Consider the following 15396-nt stretch of genomic DNA (forward strand, 5'->3'; position numbering starts at 1 on the left):
ACTCTCCTCACGATGTCACAACCAGTCCGGCGTCCGGGAGAGGAAGTGCAAGCTGCCCTTGTCGTCGTGTTCGGTACGGTCGAGCTTCATTCCGATCCGGTCGAGGACACGCATGGACGCCACGTTGGCCGGTCGTACGGTCGCCCACAACCGACGGAGCTGGGCTCTGTCGCATTCGAGGATGACTGCCGACGCTGCCTCCGAGGCGTACCCGCGGCGCTGGCTGTCGTGCCGAACCATGTAGCCCAGCTCCGGTTCGGCGGCGCCGGTGCGGCCGACGAACAGGCCACAGTTGCCGAGTAGACGACCCGTGGACTTCAGTCGTACTCCGTACCAGCAAAGACCAAGGTCACGGTGAGCAGCGATCCGGCGTTCGATCCAGGCCGTCGTCTCGTCGATGTGGCTGAAGGGTCCGCTGCCGATGGTGTGCGTCGCCGGGTCGCTGAAGATCTCGTGCAACTCGGATGCGTCCTCGATCCGGAACCCCTCGAGCTTCAGCCGCTCCGTCGACAGAGTGCCGTCCATGCCGGCGAAGGACCTCGGGATCTCGGCCATTCAGGGAGCCTAGCGAGACTCGACTCGGGTTCGGTCACGAAGATGCGGCCGCGAGAACGGCCGCAGCCACCTCCGCCGGAGGCAGGCGGCCGTCGACGATCGTCGCGCCGAGACGGCGATAGGTGGACTCGACTCCCTTGTTCTCCTCGAACACCGCCGCGAGTTCCTCCGGGTGCTGACCGAACGTGTTGCCGGTACGGGCCTTGAGCCGGCCGCGGAGCGTCTTGAAGTCAGCCACCAGGCAGACGACCAGATCGAACAGGTCCCGCACCTCCGCCTCGTTCTCGGCACTTCCGCACAGGAACGCGGTGCTGTCTCGTGCCCGCGCCGCGAGGGCCTCGACAGCCGCCCGGTCGATCTTCCAGCCGAAGTTGTCCAGCCAGCCGGCCGGCACCGGATAGGGCGGGTCGGTGACGACCTGTCCGCCCGTACGCCCGACCCAGTGGCTGTAGCCCTCCCAGTCGGCGTCGACCGCAAGCGCGCCACGGTCCTTCAGCAACCCGCAGACCGTCGACTTGCCGACCCCTGAGTTGCCGGTAACCCACACCAACGTCACCTGCAGAGGTTCGCACAAGGTGCCTCGAGTAGTCATGCGACGGCGTTCCACTCGAGGCGGCCGAAGATTGATCAGCCGCGCACACGGACGAGGGGCAACTCAGCCATTCCGCGTACGGCGGGCGTGCCCGCTGTCAAGCGCAGATTGTCGGCGTTGGGCCACGGTGGGGTCATCGAGGAGCTCGTCCGTCTCCGGGCCGACGGTGCGCAACGACGATCAAACGCGGCGGCCTTCGGCGCCGGCAGGATGGGGGCATGCCAGCAGCCGACCACTTCCTCGGGTTCGTCGACGTCCTCGCGTCCGTGCTCGACGACCACCACGCCACCGCAGCTGACCTGGCCGCACGCCTGCACCTGTCCCGGTTCCACCTCGATCGGATCGTCTCCTCGGCGGGTGGGGAACCGCCGGCGGCTCTGCGCCGCCGGGTGCTGCTCGAGCGGGCGGCGTACCGCCTGCTGTCCACCGAACTGACGATCCTCGACATCGCGGTCGAGGCCGGCTACGGCTCGCACGAGGCGTTCACCCGGGCCTTCACCCGGGCCTACGGGGTGGGACCGGGCCGGTACCGGGCCCGGCCCACGCGGCTACGCCTCGACGGGCCGAGCAACGTGCACTTCCACCCACCCGGCAGTCTTCGGCTGCCTGCCCAGAAGAAGGTGACCTCGATGGACCTGCTGACCAAGATGGTCGAGCACCACGTCTGGCTCGTCGGCGAGATGGTCGAACGCGCCGCTCGGCTCGATGACGAGCGGCTCGACGCCGTGATCGAACTGTCGGTCGATGAGGACCGGCAGACGATCCGATCCCTGCTGTCACGCCTGGTGGGGCAGATGGGCATGTGGAACGCGGCGATAGCCAACCGGCCATATGACTGGTCGGTCGAGGAGCACGAGTCGGTGGACTCGCTGCGCCGTCGGCTCGCAGAGGAGGGCCCGACCTTCCTGGCGCACGTCGTCGAGGCCACCGATCACGGCAGGCTCGACGACACTTTCGTCGACGCGCTGTGCGAGCCCGCCGAAGTGTTCAGCTACGGCGGCATGATCGCGCACGTCCTGACCTTCGCCGCACACCGGCGCACCCTGGTCGCGCTGGCCCTCGACGCGGCTGGAATCTCCGACCTCGGCTGGGGCGACCCGATGCGCTGGGTCGCGCAAAGCGCCTCCTAGCCGTCAGGTACACACCTGGTACGCATAGCGTCATCGCCAGTTGGCGCAGCGACAGTATGTGACCGCATACACGGCCCCGGGAGTCCCCACCGGGAGCGCGGTGCCTCAAAGCCGAGAAGTTGACACGACCAGCCGCCCGCAGGCAACCGACTGGCATCCGGCGTCAGCACCCCGCCTCGCCGTCGTGGCTGGCCGACACTTCGATGCCGACCTGTGATGCTGACTCCATGGACGAGGTGCTGCGGCAGGCGCTGGAACCGGTGCAACGGGATCTCCAGGGCACTGGCATCAGTTTGCCGTCGGTAGTGGACGGCTGGACAGGGAGCGGCGAGGCGACGGTATTGGATCCGAACGGCATCAGTGCTACCGGCATCTCGGTCGACGGTTCGGCCCCCGAGTTCGAGCGCATCGCGGCGGTCGCTGATCAGATTCAAGAAATCGCGATCGAAGGTCGGTGGGCGCCCACGAACTGGCCGCCGTGCCCGCATCACCCCGATCGCCATCCACTCGTCGTCTCCACACGCGACCGCCAGGCGGTGTGGGTCTGCCCGGCAGACGAGGCGCTGATCGCACCGATCGGCAGGCTGTAGTCCACAAGCTGGCCGCCGGCAAGCTGCCCTACGGACGGGATAGCGAGCCTGGCTCTTCTCGCCGGGCGGCCGTCACCCTGGCTGCGTGGCCATCACGACGATGATCGTCACCGCGATGCCGGCGCCCGCAGCGGTGAGAAGGAGCCATCGGGCCCGTGGGATCGCTCGCGTAAGGAGCGTGACTCCGGCCGCGAGGAGCAGGACAGCGCCGGTCATGGATGTGGTGGCGACGGTCATCGACGGGAGAGCTGCTCGCAGGCAGGCCTTCTTGTCAGTCGTGATCTGTGCGTCCGAACGTGGCTCGCCCTCGTGGTAGAGGCCCTCCTTGAGGTTGAACATCTCCTCCAGGACGGTGCGCGGGCAGCCTTGATTGTCGCCGAGCATGACGTACCTGTTCGCTTGCTCCAGGAACAGGGTTCCCATCGCGACAGCCAGCGCGAGCAGCAGGGCGGCCGCGGTGATGGTCCGCACGCGAGAGTTGAACCGCAAATCCTGGGTCGTGGTCACGGCGAGAGAATGACAGGTCAGCGGGAGGGCGTGCGGCCAAATCGGAACCAGAGCCGATCCGGTTTCTTTCGGATACGAGGATCAGGCGGACGCGGCCGCTTTCAGTGAGAGCGCTGTTGCGGACCCGCGCCGGGGAGTGAGCAGGCGCCGGTACAGATTCGGTACACATGATCATGGAAAACGGCGGCCGACCCGCATTTCGCCACCAGGGGCGAGTGCGGGTCGGCCGCCGTCGTCGGATCCGTCGGCCGGCAGGCCGGGTGGATCAGATGTCGTAGTACAGCTCGAACTCGTGCGGGTGCGGGCGCAGACGCACGGGGTCGATCTCGTTGGTGCGCTTCCAGTCGATCCAGGTCTCGATCAGGTCCGGGGTGAACACGCCACCTTCGAGGAGGTAGTCGTGGTCGACCTCGAGCCGGTCGAGGACCGCCCCCAGGGAACCCGGGACCTGGTTGACCGACGCGTGCTCGTCCGGCGGCAGCTCGTAAAGGTCCTTGTCGATCGGCTCCGGCGGCTCGATCTTGTTGCGGATGCCGTCGACGCCGGCCATCAGCATGGCCGCGAACGCGAGGTACGGGTTGCAGGACGGGTCCGGCACCCGGAACTCGATCCGCTTGGCCTTCGGGCTCGTACCGGTGACGGGGATCCGCACCGCGGCAGACCGGTTGCGCTGGCTGTAGACCAGGTTGACCGGAGCCTCGAAGCCCGGGACCAGCCGGTGGTAGGAGTTGACCGTCGGGTTGGTGAACGCGAGCAGGCTGGGCGCGTGCTTGATCAGCCCGCCGATGTACCACCGGCCCATGTCGGACAGGCCGCCGTAGCCGAGCTCGTCGTAGAACAGTGGCTGGCCGTCCTTCCACAGGCTCTGGTGGCAGTGCATGCCCGAACCGTTGTCACCGAACAGCGGCTTCGGCATGAAGGTCGCGGTGTGGCCGGAGTTCCAGGCGACGTTCTTGATGATGTACTTGAACAGCATCAGGGTGTCGCCCGCGTGCAGCAGCGAGTCGAACTTGTAGTTGATCTCGGCCTGGCCCGCGGTGCCCACCTCGTGGTGCGCGCGCTCGACCTCGATGCCGGACGCCAGCAGCTGGGCGACCATCTTGTCGCGCAGATCGGCGAAGTGGTCGGTCGGGCCGACCGGGAAGTAGCCGCCCTTGTAGCGCGGCTTGTATCCCTTGTTGCCGCCCTCCTGCTCCTTGCCGGTGTTCCACGCACCCTCGATCGAGTCGATGTGGTAGTAACCGGCGTTCTGCTTGGTCTCGAAGCGCACGTCGTCGAAGACGTAGAACTCGGCCTCGGGTCCGAAGTAGGCGGTGTCGGCGATGTTGCTCGCCTTGAGGTAGGCCTCGGCCTTGGCGGCGACGTTGCGCGGGTCGCGGCTGTACGGCTCGTCGGTGAAGGGGTCGACGATCGAGAAGTTGATGGCGATCGTCTTGTGCTCCCGGAACGGGTCGACGAACGCGGTCGCCGGGTCCGGAACCAGCTTCATGTCGGATTCGTGGATGGCCTGGAAGCCGCGGATCGACGACCCGTCGAACATCAGGCCGTTGGCGATGTCGTCTTCGGTGAACGACCCCGCCGGCACGTTGAAGTGCTGCATGACCCCCGGCAGGTCACAGAAGCGAACGTCGATGAACTCGACGCCCTCGTCACGTACGAATGCCAACAGCTCGTCGGCGCTTTCGAACATTCGGCCTCCTCCGTCTCTTGGCAGGCGACGCTAGGAGCTGGCCGTTTCCCTGCCGTATCGCGAATGTTGCGCGCGTGTTACGGCCAGTTTGGCGCACTCGGACCCGGCGCGGGGCACCGACCCTGCACCTCGTCGGGGGCTTCGGAGAGCCGCGCCGAGGGCCTTGTCAGACCCGCAGACAGCCTGGTCGGACCGGCCAACGGTCCCGTAGGACCTGAAGTGTCAGAGGATAACCTCGGGGCATGCCCGAGCAGGAGAGGTCTCGTCGGGGTCCGGTTGCGGCCACGGATCAGCAGTACGCCGGCTACCGGCTGGGCCTGCCCGAGGAGGGCCGCGGCGCGCTGGCCGGCTGGGGTGCGCGGATCACCGCCCTGCTCCTGGACTGGCTGCTGGCCAACCTGGTGGCGATCGCCCTGGTCCGCGACGCGAGCGTCTGGCAGCCGCCGATGACGGCCGTCGATTTCGTCCCGCTGATGGTGTTCGGGGCGGAGATCTGGCTGATGACGGCGTTCGTCGGCGCCAGCATCGGGCAGCGGATGCGGCACCTGGTGGTCGCCCGCCTGGACGGCCGGCCGGTGGGCTTCGCGCGTTCGCTGATCCGTGCGGTGCTCGTCCTGCTCGTGATCCCGCCGCTGGTCGTGGACGCCGACGGCCGCGGCCTGCACGACCGGCTGGCGGGCACCGTCCTGGTCCGCGCGCGCTGAGCCCCGGAAACGCTGAGCCCCGGAGACACCGGGGCGGGGCGCGGCGGGCTACCGCGGGCGGGACGCGCCCGGGGGAAGCTTGGCGTTGCGAGGGAGCGGGCCCTTCGGGATCGGCAGCTGGCTCCGGTTGGCCGACAGCGCCTTCAGCCGGTTGAGCACCTCGGTGACCTCGGCCGGGCGGAGGTTGCGGGGAAGCTTCATGACATGGCCGGACAACCTGCGCAGCGGGACCTGACCCTCACCGTCGCCGACGACCACGTCGTAGATCGGGGTGTCGGGAGCGACCCGGGCGTGCTTGCGCTTCTCGTTGGCGAGCAGGTTGCCGACCCGGTTGGGCGCGCCCTCGGCGACCAGCACGATGCCCGGCCGGCCCACCACCCGGTGTACGACGTCCTGGTTGCGCGTCACCGCGACCGCCGGGTCGACCGTCCAGCCCTTGCGCAGGGTGGACAGGGCGTTCGCCCCCGCACCGAGCTGGCCCTCCAGGCGGGAGTAGGCCGCCTTCTCCACCCGCCGGCCGAAGAAGATCACCGTGAGCAGGACGGCGAACGGAATGCCCGTGACGCCCCACAGGACGGGGTTCTTCAGCACGAAACCGACGGCGACGAACACCACGATCACGGCGAGGAAGATGCCGGCGAGCATCAGCCCGATCCGCGGCTGCACTTCCTTCGTGATCGAGTAGGCGGCGCGGACCTGGGCGACACGGCCTTGTTTGTTCTCGGGAGTCTCGTCGCGCTTGGCCATGGTCGGCTGGTGGGTCCTTCCTCAAGGTGTACGGGGTCGGCTGCCCCGGCACGGGTGGTTGCTCAGGTGGACGACGCCGGCTGCTCCCGGGACTCCAGCGCCTGGCGGTAGAGCCGGCCGGCGCGGTAAGAGGAGCGGACGAGCGGTCCGGACATCACTCCCGCAAAGCCTAGTCCACTCGCCTCCTCGGAGAGTTCGACGAACTCCTCCGGCTTCACCCAGCGCTCGACCGGGTGGTGGCGGATGGAGGGGCGGAGGTACTGAGTGATCGTCAGCAGCTCACAACCCGCGTCCACCAGGTCGCGCATCGCCGCGCTGATCTCGTGGCGTTCCTCGCCCATGCCCAGGATGAGGTTGGACTTGGTGACCAGGCCGTACTCCCTGGCCTGCCGGATGACGTCCAGCGACCGCTCGTACCGGAAACCGGGGCGGATCCGCTTGAAGATCCGGGGCACGGTCTCGACGTTGTGGGCCAGCACCTCCGGCCGGGAGTCGAACACCTCCCGCAGCAGGTCGGGCTTGCCGTTGAAGTCCGGGATGAGGTTTTCCACCCCGGTGTCGGGGTTGAGCTCGTGGATGACCCGCACCGTCTCGGCGTACAGCCAGGCCCCGCCGTCGGGCAGGTCGTCACGGGCTACGCCGGTGATCGTGGCGTAGCGCAGACCCATCTGGCGGACGCTCTCGGCCACCCTGCGGGGCTCGTCGCGGTCCAGGTCGGCCGGCTTGCCGGTGTCGATCTGGCAGAAGTCGCACCGCCGGGTGCACTGGTCGCCGCCGATGAGGAACGTCGCCTCGCGGTCCTCCCAGCACTCGTAGATGTTGGGACAGCCCGCCTCCTGACACACCGTGTGCAGCCCCTCACGTTTGACCAGTGAGCGGAGCTCGGTGTATTCCGGACCCATCCGGGCCCGGGTCTTGATCCATTCGGGCTTCTTCTCGATCGGCGTCTGGCTGTTGCGCGCTTCGAGGCGCAGCAGCTTGCGTCCGTCCGGGGCCAGCGCAGTCACCCCCTCAGCGTACGGTGCGGTGACGGGTCGTCCGGAAGTGCGTGCGTACGCCGCCCTCCTGTGACCCGGGTTTGCTGCCCGGGGTTAGGTTGTGCCTCGTGTCTATGTGTGTAGTCATCGCCTCGGGCAATCCGGTCAAGCGCCGCGCCACGCTCGAAGCAGTCAAGGTCGCCCTTGGTCAGGACGAGGTGGACTCCGTCACGGTCGACGTCGCCTCGGGAGTGGCTCACCAGCCGGTCGGCGACGAGGAGACCCTGCGCGGCGCCCGCAACCGCGCCGAGGCCGCCCGTCAGGAGCGCCCGGACGCCAGCCTGTGGGTCGGGGTCGAGGGTGGTGTGATCGAACGCGACGGTGCCCTGGACTGCATGGCCTGGATCGTCGTCCTCGGTCGCCGTGAGCCCGACGGCCCGGTCATCCGCGGTGAGAGCCGGACCGCGACCTTCACCCTTCCGGCGGAGATCGCCGACCGGGTTCGTGCGGGCGTGGAGCTCGGAGCCGCCACCGACGAGGTGCTGGGCGGCATCGACACCAAGTCCACGACCGGCACGGTCGGCCCGCTCACCGGCGGGGTCATCGACCGGGTGGCGTTCTACGCCCACGCGCTGGTGCTGGCGATGGTGCCGTTCCGGAACGTCGAGCTGACGTTCCCGTCGGCGGAGCCGGTCCTCGACGGACGCCCCGAGTAGACGGCCCCGAGTAGCCGTCAGGCCACCTGGTCGGCGACCGGGGCCAGGGCGTCGGTGAGCCGACGCTCGACGGTGTCGAGCACGTCGGCCACCCCGACCGGGCGGCCGAGTTCGACCGACAGCGAGGTCGTACCCGCGTCGGTGATGCCACACGGCACGAACCGGTCGTACGCCGACAGGTCGCAGTCGCAGTTGAGCGCGAAGCCGTGCATGGTCACGCCCTGGGCCACCCGCAGCCCGATGGCGGCGATCTTGCGGGCGGGACCGCGCTCGTCGGCGGGCACCCACACCCCGCTGCGGCCCTCGATCCGCTCCGTGTGCACGCCGGTGTCGGCGCAGACCGCGATCAGCGCGTCCTCGAGCCGGCGGACGAACGCCACCACGTCGATCGGCTCGGTCAGCCGCACGATCGGGTAGCCGACCAGCTGACCCGGGCCGTGCCAGGTGAGCTTCCCGCCGCGGTCCACGTCGATGACGGGAGTGCCGTCGACCGGGCGCTCGTGCGGCTCGGTCCGCTTGCCGGCGGTGAAGACCGCCTCGTGCTCCAGCAGGAGCACCGTGTCGGGGGCCTGGTCGGCGACGCGCGCGGCATGCAGCTCACGCTGGCGTGCCCAGGCGGTGGTGTAATCGACTGCCTCCGACCCGAAGCCGGCCCGGACGAACCGCAGGGAATCCATGACCGCAGCTTAGAACGCTCGCGGACCTCCACCGCGGAACGGGTCTCGCCGCGACGCGGTTACGCCCGATCACCGCGCCTGATCACCATGGAATCATTGGCCCATCATGCAGGGTGACTTCCGCGTCGACGGATACGACATCGAGGGACTGCTGGGCGCCGGGCCGGCGGGTGAGGTCTGGCTGGCCCGGGAGCTGTCCTCGGGTGCCCAGGCGGCGCTGAAGCGGGTCCGCCCCCGCGACGCCGGCGCGCAGGACGAGGCCGGCCGGATCGTCTCCGCCCTCGAGTCCCTGGACCACCCGCACGTGCTGCGGATCCGGGAGATGCTGCCGTACGAGCGTGAGGTGGTGTTCGTCCTCGACTACGCCGAGGGCGGCAGCCTCGGCCAGTTGCTGCTCGCCCGGCCGACGCTGGACCCGGGTGAGGTCGTCACGGTGGCGACCGCCATGGCCGGCGCGCTGGAAGAGGTGCACCGGCGCGGCGTCGTGCACGGGGACGTGACGCCGGAGAACGTACTCTTCACCGCCGACGCCCGCCCGCTGCTCGCCGACGCCGGGCTGCTGCGACTGGTGGAGGGCGGCGAGGCGGGGACCGTCGGCTACTCCGACCCGGCCGGTCACGACGGAACGCCGCCGACGCCTGCCGGTGACGTCTACGGCCTGGCCGCGGTCTGCTACGCCGCGCTGACCGGGACGACCCCGGAGCCCGGGCTCGGTCACCGCCCGCTGCACCAGGTGGCGCCGGGGGTCCCGTCGGCGCTGGCGCACATCGTCGAGGCGGGCCTGCAGACCCAGCCCGCGCAGCGCCCGGCGATGGCGCAGTTCGGCGCCCAGCTCGCCGCGGCCTGCCCGAGCGTGCCGGTCCGGTTCCCGGCCGGCCTGGGTGGCGAGGACTCCGCGCAGTTCGGGCCGAACCTCGGCCCGGGGACGGGGACCGGGACTGGGACCGGCTTCGGCATCGGCGCCGGCCCGACGGCCGGCCACGCCTCCAAAACGGGCACCGGCTCGGGCTCCGCGGGTGAGGCCGCCGCGGGGTGGGGCGGATGGGATCCGACGCGGGGGAGCGGGACCGGTCCGCGCGCCGGTGCGCCGACTCCGCCACCGGACTTCCCCAGTGCGTACGGCGACACCGACACCGCCACCGGCGGCGCGGGCGATGCGACCACGGCCCAGGACTTCGCCGAGGACGAGTCGACCGGTCGCTCCGGACGTTCCTGGCGCCCCCGCCGGTCCGGTCGCTCCGGGCGGGCCGCGACTCCCGACTCCGAGGACGCCGACGAAGGCGAGGACTCCGAGGAGGCCGACGACACCGGCGACGCCGGGCGTTCCGGCCGGGCTCGGCTGCTGCTGTTGGTCGGCATCCCGCTGCTGCTGGTGGTGGTCGCGGTCTCCGGCGTACTCGGGTGGCGGGCCGTCCGCGAACCCGGCCCCGACCCGACGCCGACCTCGACCATGGCGGCCATGTCGCCGGAAGAGGCCCGGTGGGCGAAGGTGCTGGACGAGCTCGACATCCGCAGGGCCAGGGCGTGGAAGGAGTGGAACCGCGCGCTGCTCGCGCAGGTCTACACGCCCGGGTCGCCGCCGCTGAACGACGACCTCGACAGGATGCGGGACTACGAGCGGAAGGGCGGCGTCACCAGCGTGGACGGCCTTCGCACGCCGATCCGCTCCCTGCACGTGGTGTCGCAGAGTTCGGACCGCGTTGTCGTGGACACCGAGAGCCAGCTGCAGCCCTACCGGATGCGGGTCGACGGCAACTACTATCCGCACGACGGCGGGCCGCCGAAGCGCTTCCGCATCACGCTCGAACGCTCCGGCTCGGGCGGGTGGCTGATCGCCGCCAGTAGGCAGCTCACCGGTACGACGCCTGCCGAGCCGTCCCGCTAGGGTTTCGGCCCACTGACGAGACTGTTCGAGACCGTCCGACCGCGCACGAGAGGCGACCATGGGGGCGCAGTTTCGCGTACAGGGTTACGACCTGGGTGCGCTGATCGGCGCGAGCGCCACCGGTGAGGTGTGGGAGGCCCGCCGCCACGGCACCGGTGAGCAGGTGGCCCTGCGACGGATCCGTCCGCGCACGCCGGACGCGCGGGAGGACGTACGCCGGCTGGCGTCCGTCCTCGACATGATCGACCATCCGCACCTGGTACGGGTCCATGAGGCGCTTCCCCTCGGGGACGAGATCGTCCTGGTACTCGAGCACGCCGACGGCGGCAGCCTCGACCAGCTCCTGCACGGGCGCGGCCGGCTGGATCCCGGCGAGGTGGTCACCACGGCCGCACCGGTCGCCGAGGCCCTCGCCGCGGCGCACGAGCGCGGTCTCCTGCATGGTGACGTGACGCCGGAGGCGATCCTCTACACAGCCGACGGGCGGCCGCTGCTCGCCGACGTGGGCGTACTTGCGCTGGTCGAAGGCGGGGAGTCCCTCGGCACGCACGGCTACACCGATCCCGACGGCCCACCCGGACCGGCGACCAGCCCCGCCGGGGACGTCTACGGGCTGGCCGCGGTCTGCTACACCGCCCTGACCGGTGTGGTCCCGCGGCCGGGTCAGGCCCGCCCGCCGCTGGCCGAGTCGGTCCCGGATGCGCCGTCCGGCCTGGTGCACGCCGTCGGAGCGGGGCTGCAGCCGGTGGCGGCTCGCCGCCCCACCGCCGCGCAGTTCGCCGACCTGCTCTACGCCGCGTGCCCTCCGGCGCCGGTTCGCTTCCCGGTCGGGCTGGTACTCACCGACGCCGACCTCGCGGCGATGACCGGCGCGCCCGCGGCCCCGGACGTCCCGGCAGCGCAGGCGGACGGATCGCCGCCGGCGAGCCCGCCCGGCGAGCGCGTGGCGGCCGAGCACGAGTCGGCCGATCCGGGCGGGTTCACCCTGCCGGGTGCTCCCGGCGGTCCGGACGACGACCTGGACCTGGACGACGACGACCGCGGCCCGCGGATCGGCCTGATCGTCGCGGTGGCGGCCGCCGTGGTGCTGGTCGCCGGTGCGGTCGTCGGCGGGATCGCCTGGGCGAAGCGTTCCGACAACGCTCCGAGCGCCGCGCGGACGGGCGCACCGAGCGCCACGGCGACCACCTCACCGAACCCGAGCGCGACCGGCCGCCAATCCACGAAGCCCTCCACGAAACCCTCGACACAGCCCTCGACGAAGCCGAGCACGTCCGCCCCGCAGGCTCCACCCGGCCCGGCCGGCCCGGCCGGCGCGGAGGCCAGGTGGCGAAACGTGCTCGCCGTCCTGGACGCCCGCCGCGCGCAGGCGTACGCGAAGAACGATCCGGCCGTGCTGGCACGGGTCTACTACCCGGCCGGCTCCGACCTGGCCGCCGACGACCGCACCGAGATCGACAAGTGCGTGCGGGTCGGCTGCCACGTGGAGGGCCTTCGCTTCGCTGTCCGGACGCTGCACGTGGACAGCGAACGCCGCGACCGGGCGGTGCTGCGGGTCGTCGACCAGTTGCAGGCGTACTCCGTGGTGTCCGACGACGGGGAACGCGTGCCCCGCCCGGCCGGCGAGTCCAAGCACCGCCGGATCACGCTCGTACGCACCAGCCAGGACTGGCTGATCTCCCGGATCGAGGAAAGCTGAGCCGACGCCGAGCGCCCGGACGCGCCTGAGCTCAGCGGCGGTGCAGCGCGCTGTCCACCAGCGCGGTGACGTCGGGAGCGGCGAAGGTGAACCCCGCGTCCAGCAGCCGGCGTGGCATCAGCCGCACACTGCCGAGCATCTCCGCGGAGAACTCCCCGAGAGCCGTGCGCAGCGCCACCGCGGGCACCGGCAGCAGCGTCGGCCGGTGCAGCGCCGCGCCGAGCGCCTTGGTGAACTCGGCGTTGGTCGCGGGCTCGGGGATCGTGAGGTTGTACGGACCGCGCGCGTCCGCCCGGTCGACCAGGAACTGCACCGCCGACAGCCAGTCGTCCAGCGCGATCATCGGGAGGTACTGCCGGCCTGACCCGAGCCGCCCGCCCGCACCGAGCCGGAACTGCCGCTCCATCAGCTTGAACACCCCGCCGGAACGATCGAGCACCGGTGACGTACGCAGGTGCACGACGCGGACGCCCGCGCGGTCGGCGGGATCGGTGGCGGCCTCCCAGTCGCGGCACAGCTCGGCGAGGAAGCCGTCGCCCGCGGGGGAGTCCTCGTCCAGCAGCAGGTCGCCGCGGTCCTTGCCGTAGTAGCCGGTGGCGCTTCCGGACACGAACACCGGTGGGTCGGGCAGCTCGGCCAGTGCGCGGGCGAGCGTCGAGGTGGTGCCCAGCCGGCTGGTCCGGATCGTCTGCCGGTACGACGAAGTCCACGGCACCCGGCCCAGGTTGGCTCCGGCGAGGTTGACCACCGCGTCGGCGCCCGCGAGCACCTCGGCGTCGACCTGGCCCCGGTCGGGGTCCCACCGCCTCTGGTCCGCGGCCTGCGGCGGGCGGCGCACCAACTGGGTCACCTCGTGCCCCTCGCCGGTGAGCCGCGTGCGCAACGCCTGTCCGAGGAACCCCGAGCCACCCGCCAGAACGAATCTCATGCGGCCAGCATGCCCTGCGAGGCGGACGGCATGCTCGACCAAGATCAGGTCGCGGACACGCGAGGGGACGCCGAAGACGCGCGTCGGCCCGTCCCCGGTGAGTCCGGGAACGGGCCGACGTGCGTTCTGCTCAGTCGCTACGAACGGAACGCGGTGATCACGCGGAGAGAACTCAGCTGCTGAACTCCGCGGCCACGCTGCCGTCCTCCAGCCGGGTCTTGACCGCGACCAGGAACCTCGCGGCGTCCGCCCCGTCGATCAGCCGGTGGTCGTAGCTCAGCGCGAGGTAGACCATGTGCCGGATGGCGATGGTCTCCCCGAGCGGGGTGTCGACCACGACCGGCCGCTTCACCACCGAGCCGGTGCCCAGGATGGCGACCTGCGGCTGGAAGAAGATCGGCGTGTCGAACAACGCGCCCCGGCTGCCGGTGTTGGTGATGGTGAACGTGCCGCCGGAGATCTCGTTCGGCGTGATCTTGTTGGTGCGGGTGCGCTCGGCCAGGTCGGTGATCCGCTTGGCGAGCCCGGTGACGTTGAGGTCCCCGGCGTCGTGGATGACCGGCACCATCAGGCCGCGCTCGGTGTCGACCGCGATCACGAGGTTCTCGTTGGCGTGGTAGGTCACCTCGCCCTTGTCCAGGTCCAGGCTGGCGTTGAGCTTCGGGTGCTCCTTGAGGGCCTCCAGCGCCGCCTTGGCGAAGAACGGCAGGAAGGACAGCTTGATGCCCTCCCGCTGCTGGAAGCCGCGCTTGGCCCGGTCGCGGATGCGGGCGATGGCCGTCACGTCGACCTCGACCACGGTGGTGAGCTGGGCGGTGTTCTGCAGCGACTCGTGCACTCGCTGGGCGATCACCTTGCGCGGCCGGCTGAGCTTCTCGGTCGTCCCGCGCAGCGGGCTGGGCTGGGCTGGCGCGGACTGGACGGCCGGTGCCGCACCAGGCAGCCCCTGCGCGGCCGCGCTCTCCTGGCTGGCGGCCTGCTCGGCCTCCTGCCGGGCCTTCGCCGCGTCCAGCACGTCCTGCTTGCGGATGCGCCCGCCGACGCCGGAGCCGGTCACCGAGGACAGGTCGACCTGGTGCTCGGCGGCCAGCTTGCGTACCAGCGGAGTGACGTACTGCGCCGATCCCTCCTCGGTGGCCGTGGAGGCGGCGGGACGCTGCGGCTGGGCGGCCGGCTTCTGTGCCGCGGGCTGAGCCGGCTCCTGGCGGGCCGCCGGCTGTTCGGGCTCGCGCCTCGGCTCGGGCTTGGCCTCGGGCTTCGGCTCGGCCTTCGGGGCGGGCTTCTGCTCCGCCTCCGCCGGCTCGCTGGGCTTCGGCGCGGCGTGCCGGGGTGCCGCCGCGGCGCCGGTGGAGATCACGCCCAGCTCGGCGCCGACCTCGACGGTCTCGTCCTCGCCGACCGTGATCTGGACCAGGGTGCCCGCGCTCGGGGCCGGGATCTCGGTGTCGACCTTGTCGGTGGAGACCTCGAGCAGCGGCTCGTCGGCCTCCACCTTGTCGCCGACCTGCTTCAGCCAGCGGGTGACGGTGCCCTCGGTGACGCTCTCGCCGAGCGCGGGCAGGGTGACCGAGGTGCCCTCGGCCGAACCCCCGCCCGAACCGTTCGCGGACACCGGCGCGGGCTCCTGCTCGGCGGCGGCCGGCTCTTCCTGCTCCTGCGCGGGTTCGGGCTCGGCCTCCTGCTCGGCCTGGGCCGAGTCGTGCGCGCCGCCGCCCTCGGCCTGCTCGCCCTCCGAGCCGATGACGGCGAGTTCGGCGCCGACCTCGACGGTCTCGTCCTCACCGACGGTGATCTGCAGCAGAACGCCCGCGCTCGGCGCGGGGATCTCGGTGTCGACCTTGTCCGTGGAGACCTCGAGCAGCGGCTCGTCAGCCTGGACGGTTTCGCCCACCTGCTTCAGCCACCGCGTGACAGTTCCCTCGGTGACGCTCTCCCCTAGGGCGGGAAGGGTGACGGAGACCGGCATGCTTGCTCCTTGTCGTGGTTTGCCGAACCTGGG

15 protein-coding genes are annotated in these 15396 nt (G+C 70.8%); 6 read left to right on the plus strand and 9 right to left on the minus strand.

Translation table 11 applies throughout. The annotated features are described in order from the left end of the window. Positions 1-15: 15 nt before the first annotated feature. The gene (locus F4554_RS11435) at positions 16-555 is read right to left on the minus strand and encodes a GNAT family N-acetyltransferase (protein WP_179787361.1); all 540 of its coding nucleotides are present in this window, start codon (positions 553-555) and stop codon (positions 16-18) included. Between the two features lie 34 nt (positions 556-589). Then, a complete protein-coding gene (locus tag F4554_RS11440) occupies positions 590-1147 on the minus strand; it encodes a DEAD/DEAH box helicase family protein (protein ID WP_179787362.1) in 558 nt (185 codons plus the stop codon). 218 nt (positions 1148-1365) lie between these two features. On the opposite strand from F4554_RS11440, the gene F4554_RS11445 reads away from it, so the two are divergent. Both F4554_RS11445 and F4554_RS11450 read left to right on the plus strand, forming a co-directional pair. Continuing rightward, positions 1366-2277, plus strand: coding sequence for a helix-turn-helix transcriptional regulator (locus F4554_RS11445; RefSeq protein ID WP_179787363.1), 912 nt, complete (start codon positions 1366-1368; stop codon positions 2275-2277). Positions 2278-2504: 227 nt separating this feature from the next. Continuing rightward, the gene (locus tag F4554_RS11450; protein ID WP_179787364.1) at positions 2505-2867 is read left to right on the plus strand and encodes a hypothetical protein; all 363 of its coding nucleotides are present in this window, start codon (positions 2505-2507) and stop codon (positions 2865-2867) included. Between the two features lie 72 nt (positions 2868-2939). On the opposite strand, the gene F4554_RS11455 is transcribed toward F4554_RS11450, so the two are convergent. Beyond that, positions 2940-3374 carry a hypothetical protein gene (locus F4554_RS11455; RefSeq protein ID WP_179787365.1) on the minus strand — a complete coding sequence of 145 codons (435 nt, stop codon included), beginning with the start codon at positions 3372-3374 and terminating at the stop codon, positions 2940-2942. 265 nt (positions 3375-3639) lie between these two features. After that, positions 3640-5064: a type I glutamate--ammonia ligase gene (gene glnA / locus F4554_RS11460; protein WP_179787366.1), complete on the minus strand. Its 1425-nt coding sequence runs from the start codon at positions 5062-5064 to the stop codon at positions 3640-3642. A gap of 242 nt (positions 5065-5306) precedes the next feature. Between glnA and F4554_RS11465 the strand changes: the two genes are divergently transcribed. Further along, a complete protein-coding gene (locus tag F4554_RS11465) occupies positions 5307-5768 on the plus strand; it encodes an RDD family protein (RefSeq protein WP_179787367.1) in 462 nt (153 codons plus the stop codon). A 48-nt stretch (positions 5769-5816) separates the two neighbouring features. On the opposite strand, the gene F4554_RS11470 is transcribed toward F4554_RS11465, so the two are convergent. Together F4554_RS11470 and lipA are read right to left on the minus strand one after the other, a co-directional pair. Continuing rightward, entirely contained in the window at positions 5817-6515 is a 699-nt protein-coding gene (locus F4554_RS11470; RefSeq protein WP_179787368.1) for a DUF4191 domain-containing protein, read from the minus strand. A 62-nt stretch (positions 6516-6577) separates the two neighbouring features. After that, positions 6578-7522, minus strand: a complete 945-nt coding sequence (gene lipA / locus F4554_RS11475; RefSeq protein WP_179787369.1) for a lipoyl synthase — start codon at positions 7520-7522, stop codon at positions 6578-6580. A gap of 104 nt (positions 7523-7626) precedes the next feature. On the opposite strand from lipA, the gene F4554_RS11480 reads away from it, so the two are divergent. Next, on the plus strand, positions 7627-8208 hold the full coding sequence (locus F4554_RS11480) for a DUF84 family protein (RefSeq protein ID WP_238341854.1): 582 nt from the start codon (positions 7627-7629) through the stop codon (positions 8206-8208). Positions 8209-8225: 17 nt separating this feature from the next. Here F4554_RS11480 and lipB read toward each other — a convergent pair whose 3' ends face one another. Further along, positions 8226-8885, minus strand: a complete 660-nt coding sequence (lipB, locus tag F4554_RS11485) for a lipoyl(octanoyl) transferase LipB (RefSeq protein ID WP_179787371.1) — start codon at positions 8883-8885, stop codon at positions 8226-8228. 106 nt (positions 8886-8991) lie between these two features. Here lipB and F4554_RS11490 point away from each other — a divergent pair, with 106 nt between their 5' ends. Continuing rightward, positions 8992-10770, plus strand: coding sequence for a serine/threonine protein kinase (locus tag F4554_RS11490; protein WP_179787372.1), 1779 nt, complete (start codon positions 8992-8994; stop codon positions 10768-10770). A 58-nt stretch (positions 10771-10828) separates the two neighbouring features. Continuing rightward, positions 10829-12469 (plus strand): serine/threonine-protein kinase, encoded by a 1641-nt coding sequence (locus F4554_RS11495; RefSeq protein WP_179787373.1) that lies wholly within the window; start codon positions 10829-10831, stop codon positions 12467-12469. A gap of 31 nt (positions 12470-12500) precedes the next feature. Here the strand turns inward: F4554_RS11495 and F4554_RS11500 are convergent, their stop codons facing one another. Both F4554_RS11500 and sucB read right to left on the minus strand, forming a co-directional pair. Beyond that, positions 12501-13397 (minus strand): TIGR01777 family oxidoreductase, encoded by an 897-nt coding sequence (locus F4554_RS11500; protein ID WP_179787374.1) that lies wholly within the window; start codon positions 13395-13397, stop codon positions 12501-12503. A 172-nt stretch (positions 13398-13569) separates the two neighbouring features. Beyond that, positions 13570-15363, minus strand: coding sequence for a 2-oxoglutarate dehydrogenase, E2 component, dihydrolipoamide succinyltransferase (sucB, locus tag F4554_RS11505; RefSeq protein WP_179787375.1), 1794 nt, complete (start codon positions 15361-15363; stop codon positions 13570-13572). Positions 15364-15396: the final 33 nt, after the last annotated feature.

Origin of the sequence: Actinopolymorpha rutila (assembly GCF_013407855.1) — a bacterium.
Taxonomy (GTDB): domain Bacteria; phylum Actinomycetota; class Actinomycetes; order Propionibacteriales; family Actinopolymorphaceae; genus Actinopolymorpha; species Actinopolymorpha rutila.

What these genes read in the sequence shown, in the direction of transcription:
- F4554_RS11435 (WP_179787361.1), bottom strand. Translation starts at nt 555, where the DNA reads ATGGCCGAGATCCCGAGGTCCTTCGCCGGCATGGACGGCACTCTGTCG.
- F4554_RS11440 (WP_179787362.1), bottom strand. Translation starts at nt 1,147, where the DNA reads ATGACTACTCGAGGCACCTTGTGCGAACCTCTGCAGGTGACGTTGGTG.
- F4554_RS11445 (WP_179787363.1), top strand. Translation starts at nt 1,366, where the DNA reads ATGCCAGCAGCCGACCACTTCCTCGGGTTCGTCGACGTCCTCGCGTCC.
- F4554_RS11450 (WP_179787364.1), top strand. Translation starts at nt 2,505, where the DNA reads ATGGACGAGGTGCTGCGGCAGGCGCTGGAACCGGTGCAACGGGATCTC.
- glnA (WP_179787366.1), bottom strand. Translation starts at nt 5,064, where the DNA reads ATGTTCGAAAGCGCCGACGAGCTGTTGGCATTCGTACGTGACGAGGGC.
- F4554_RS11465 (WP_179787367.1), top strand. Translation starts at nt 5,307, where the DNA reads ATGCCCGAGCAGGAGAGGTCTCGTCGGGGTCCGGTTGCGGCCACGGAT.
- F4554_RS11470 (WP_179787368.1), bottom strand. Translation starts at nt 6,515, where the DNA reads ATGGCCAAGCGCGACGAGACTCCCGAGAACAAACAAGGCCGTGTCGCC.
- F4554_RS11480 (WP_238341854.1), top strand. Translation starts at nt 7,627, where the DNA reads ATGTGTGTAGTCATCGCCTCGGGCAATCCGGTCAAGCGCCGCGCCACG.
- lipB (WP_179787371.1), bottom strand. Translation starts at nt 8,885, where the DNA reads ATGGATTCCCTGCGGTTCGTCCGGGCCGGCTTCGGGTCGGAGGCAGTC.
- F4554_RS11490 (WP_179787372.1), top strand. Translation starts at nt 8,992, where the DNA reads ATGCAGGGTGACTTCCGCGTCGACGGATACGACATCGAGGGACTGCTG.
- F4554_RS11495 (WP_179787373.1), top strand. Translation starts at nt 10,829, where the DNA reads ATGGGGGCGCAGTTTCGCGTACAGGGTTACGACCTGGGTGCGCTGATC.
- F4554_RS11500 (WP_179787374.1), bottom strand. Translation starts at nt 13,397, where the DNA reads ATGAGATTCGTTCTGGCGGGTGGCTCGGGGTTCCTCGGACAGGCGTTG.
- sucB (WP_179787375.1), bottom strand. Translation starts at nt 15,363, where the DNA reads ATGCCGGTCTCCGTCACCCTTCCCGCCCTAGGGGAGAGCGTCACCGAG.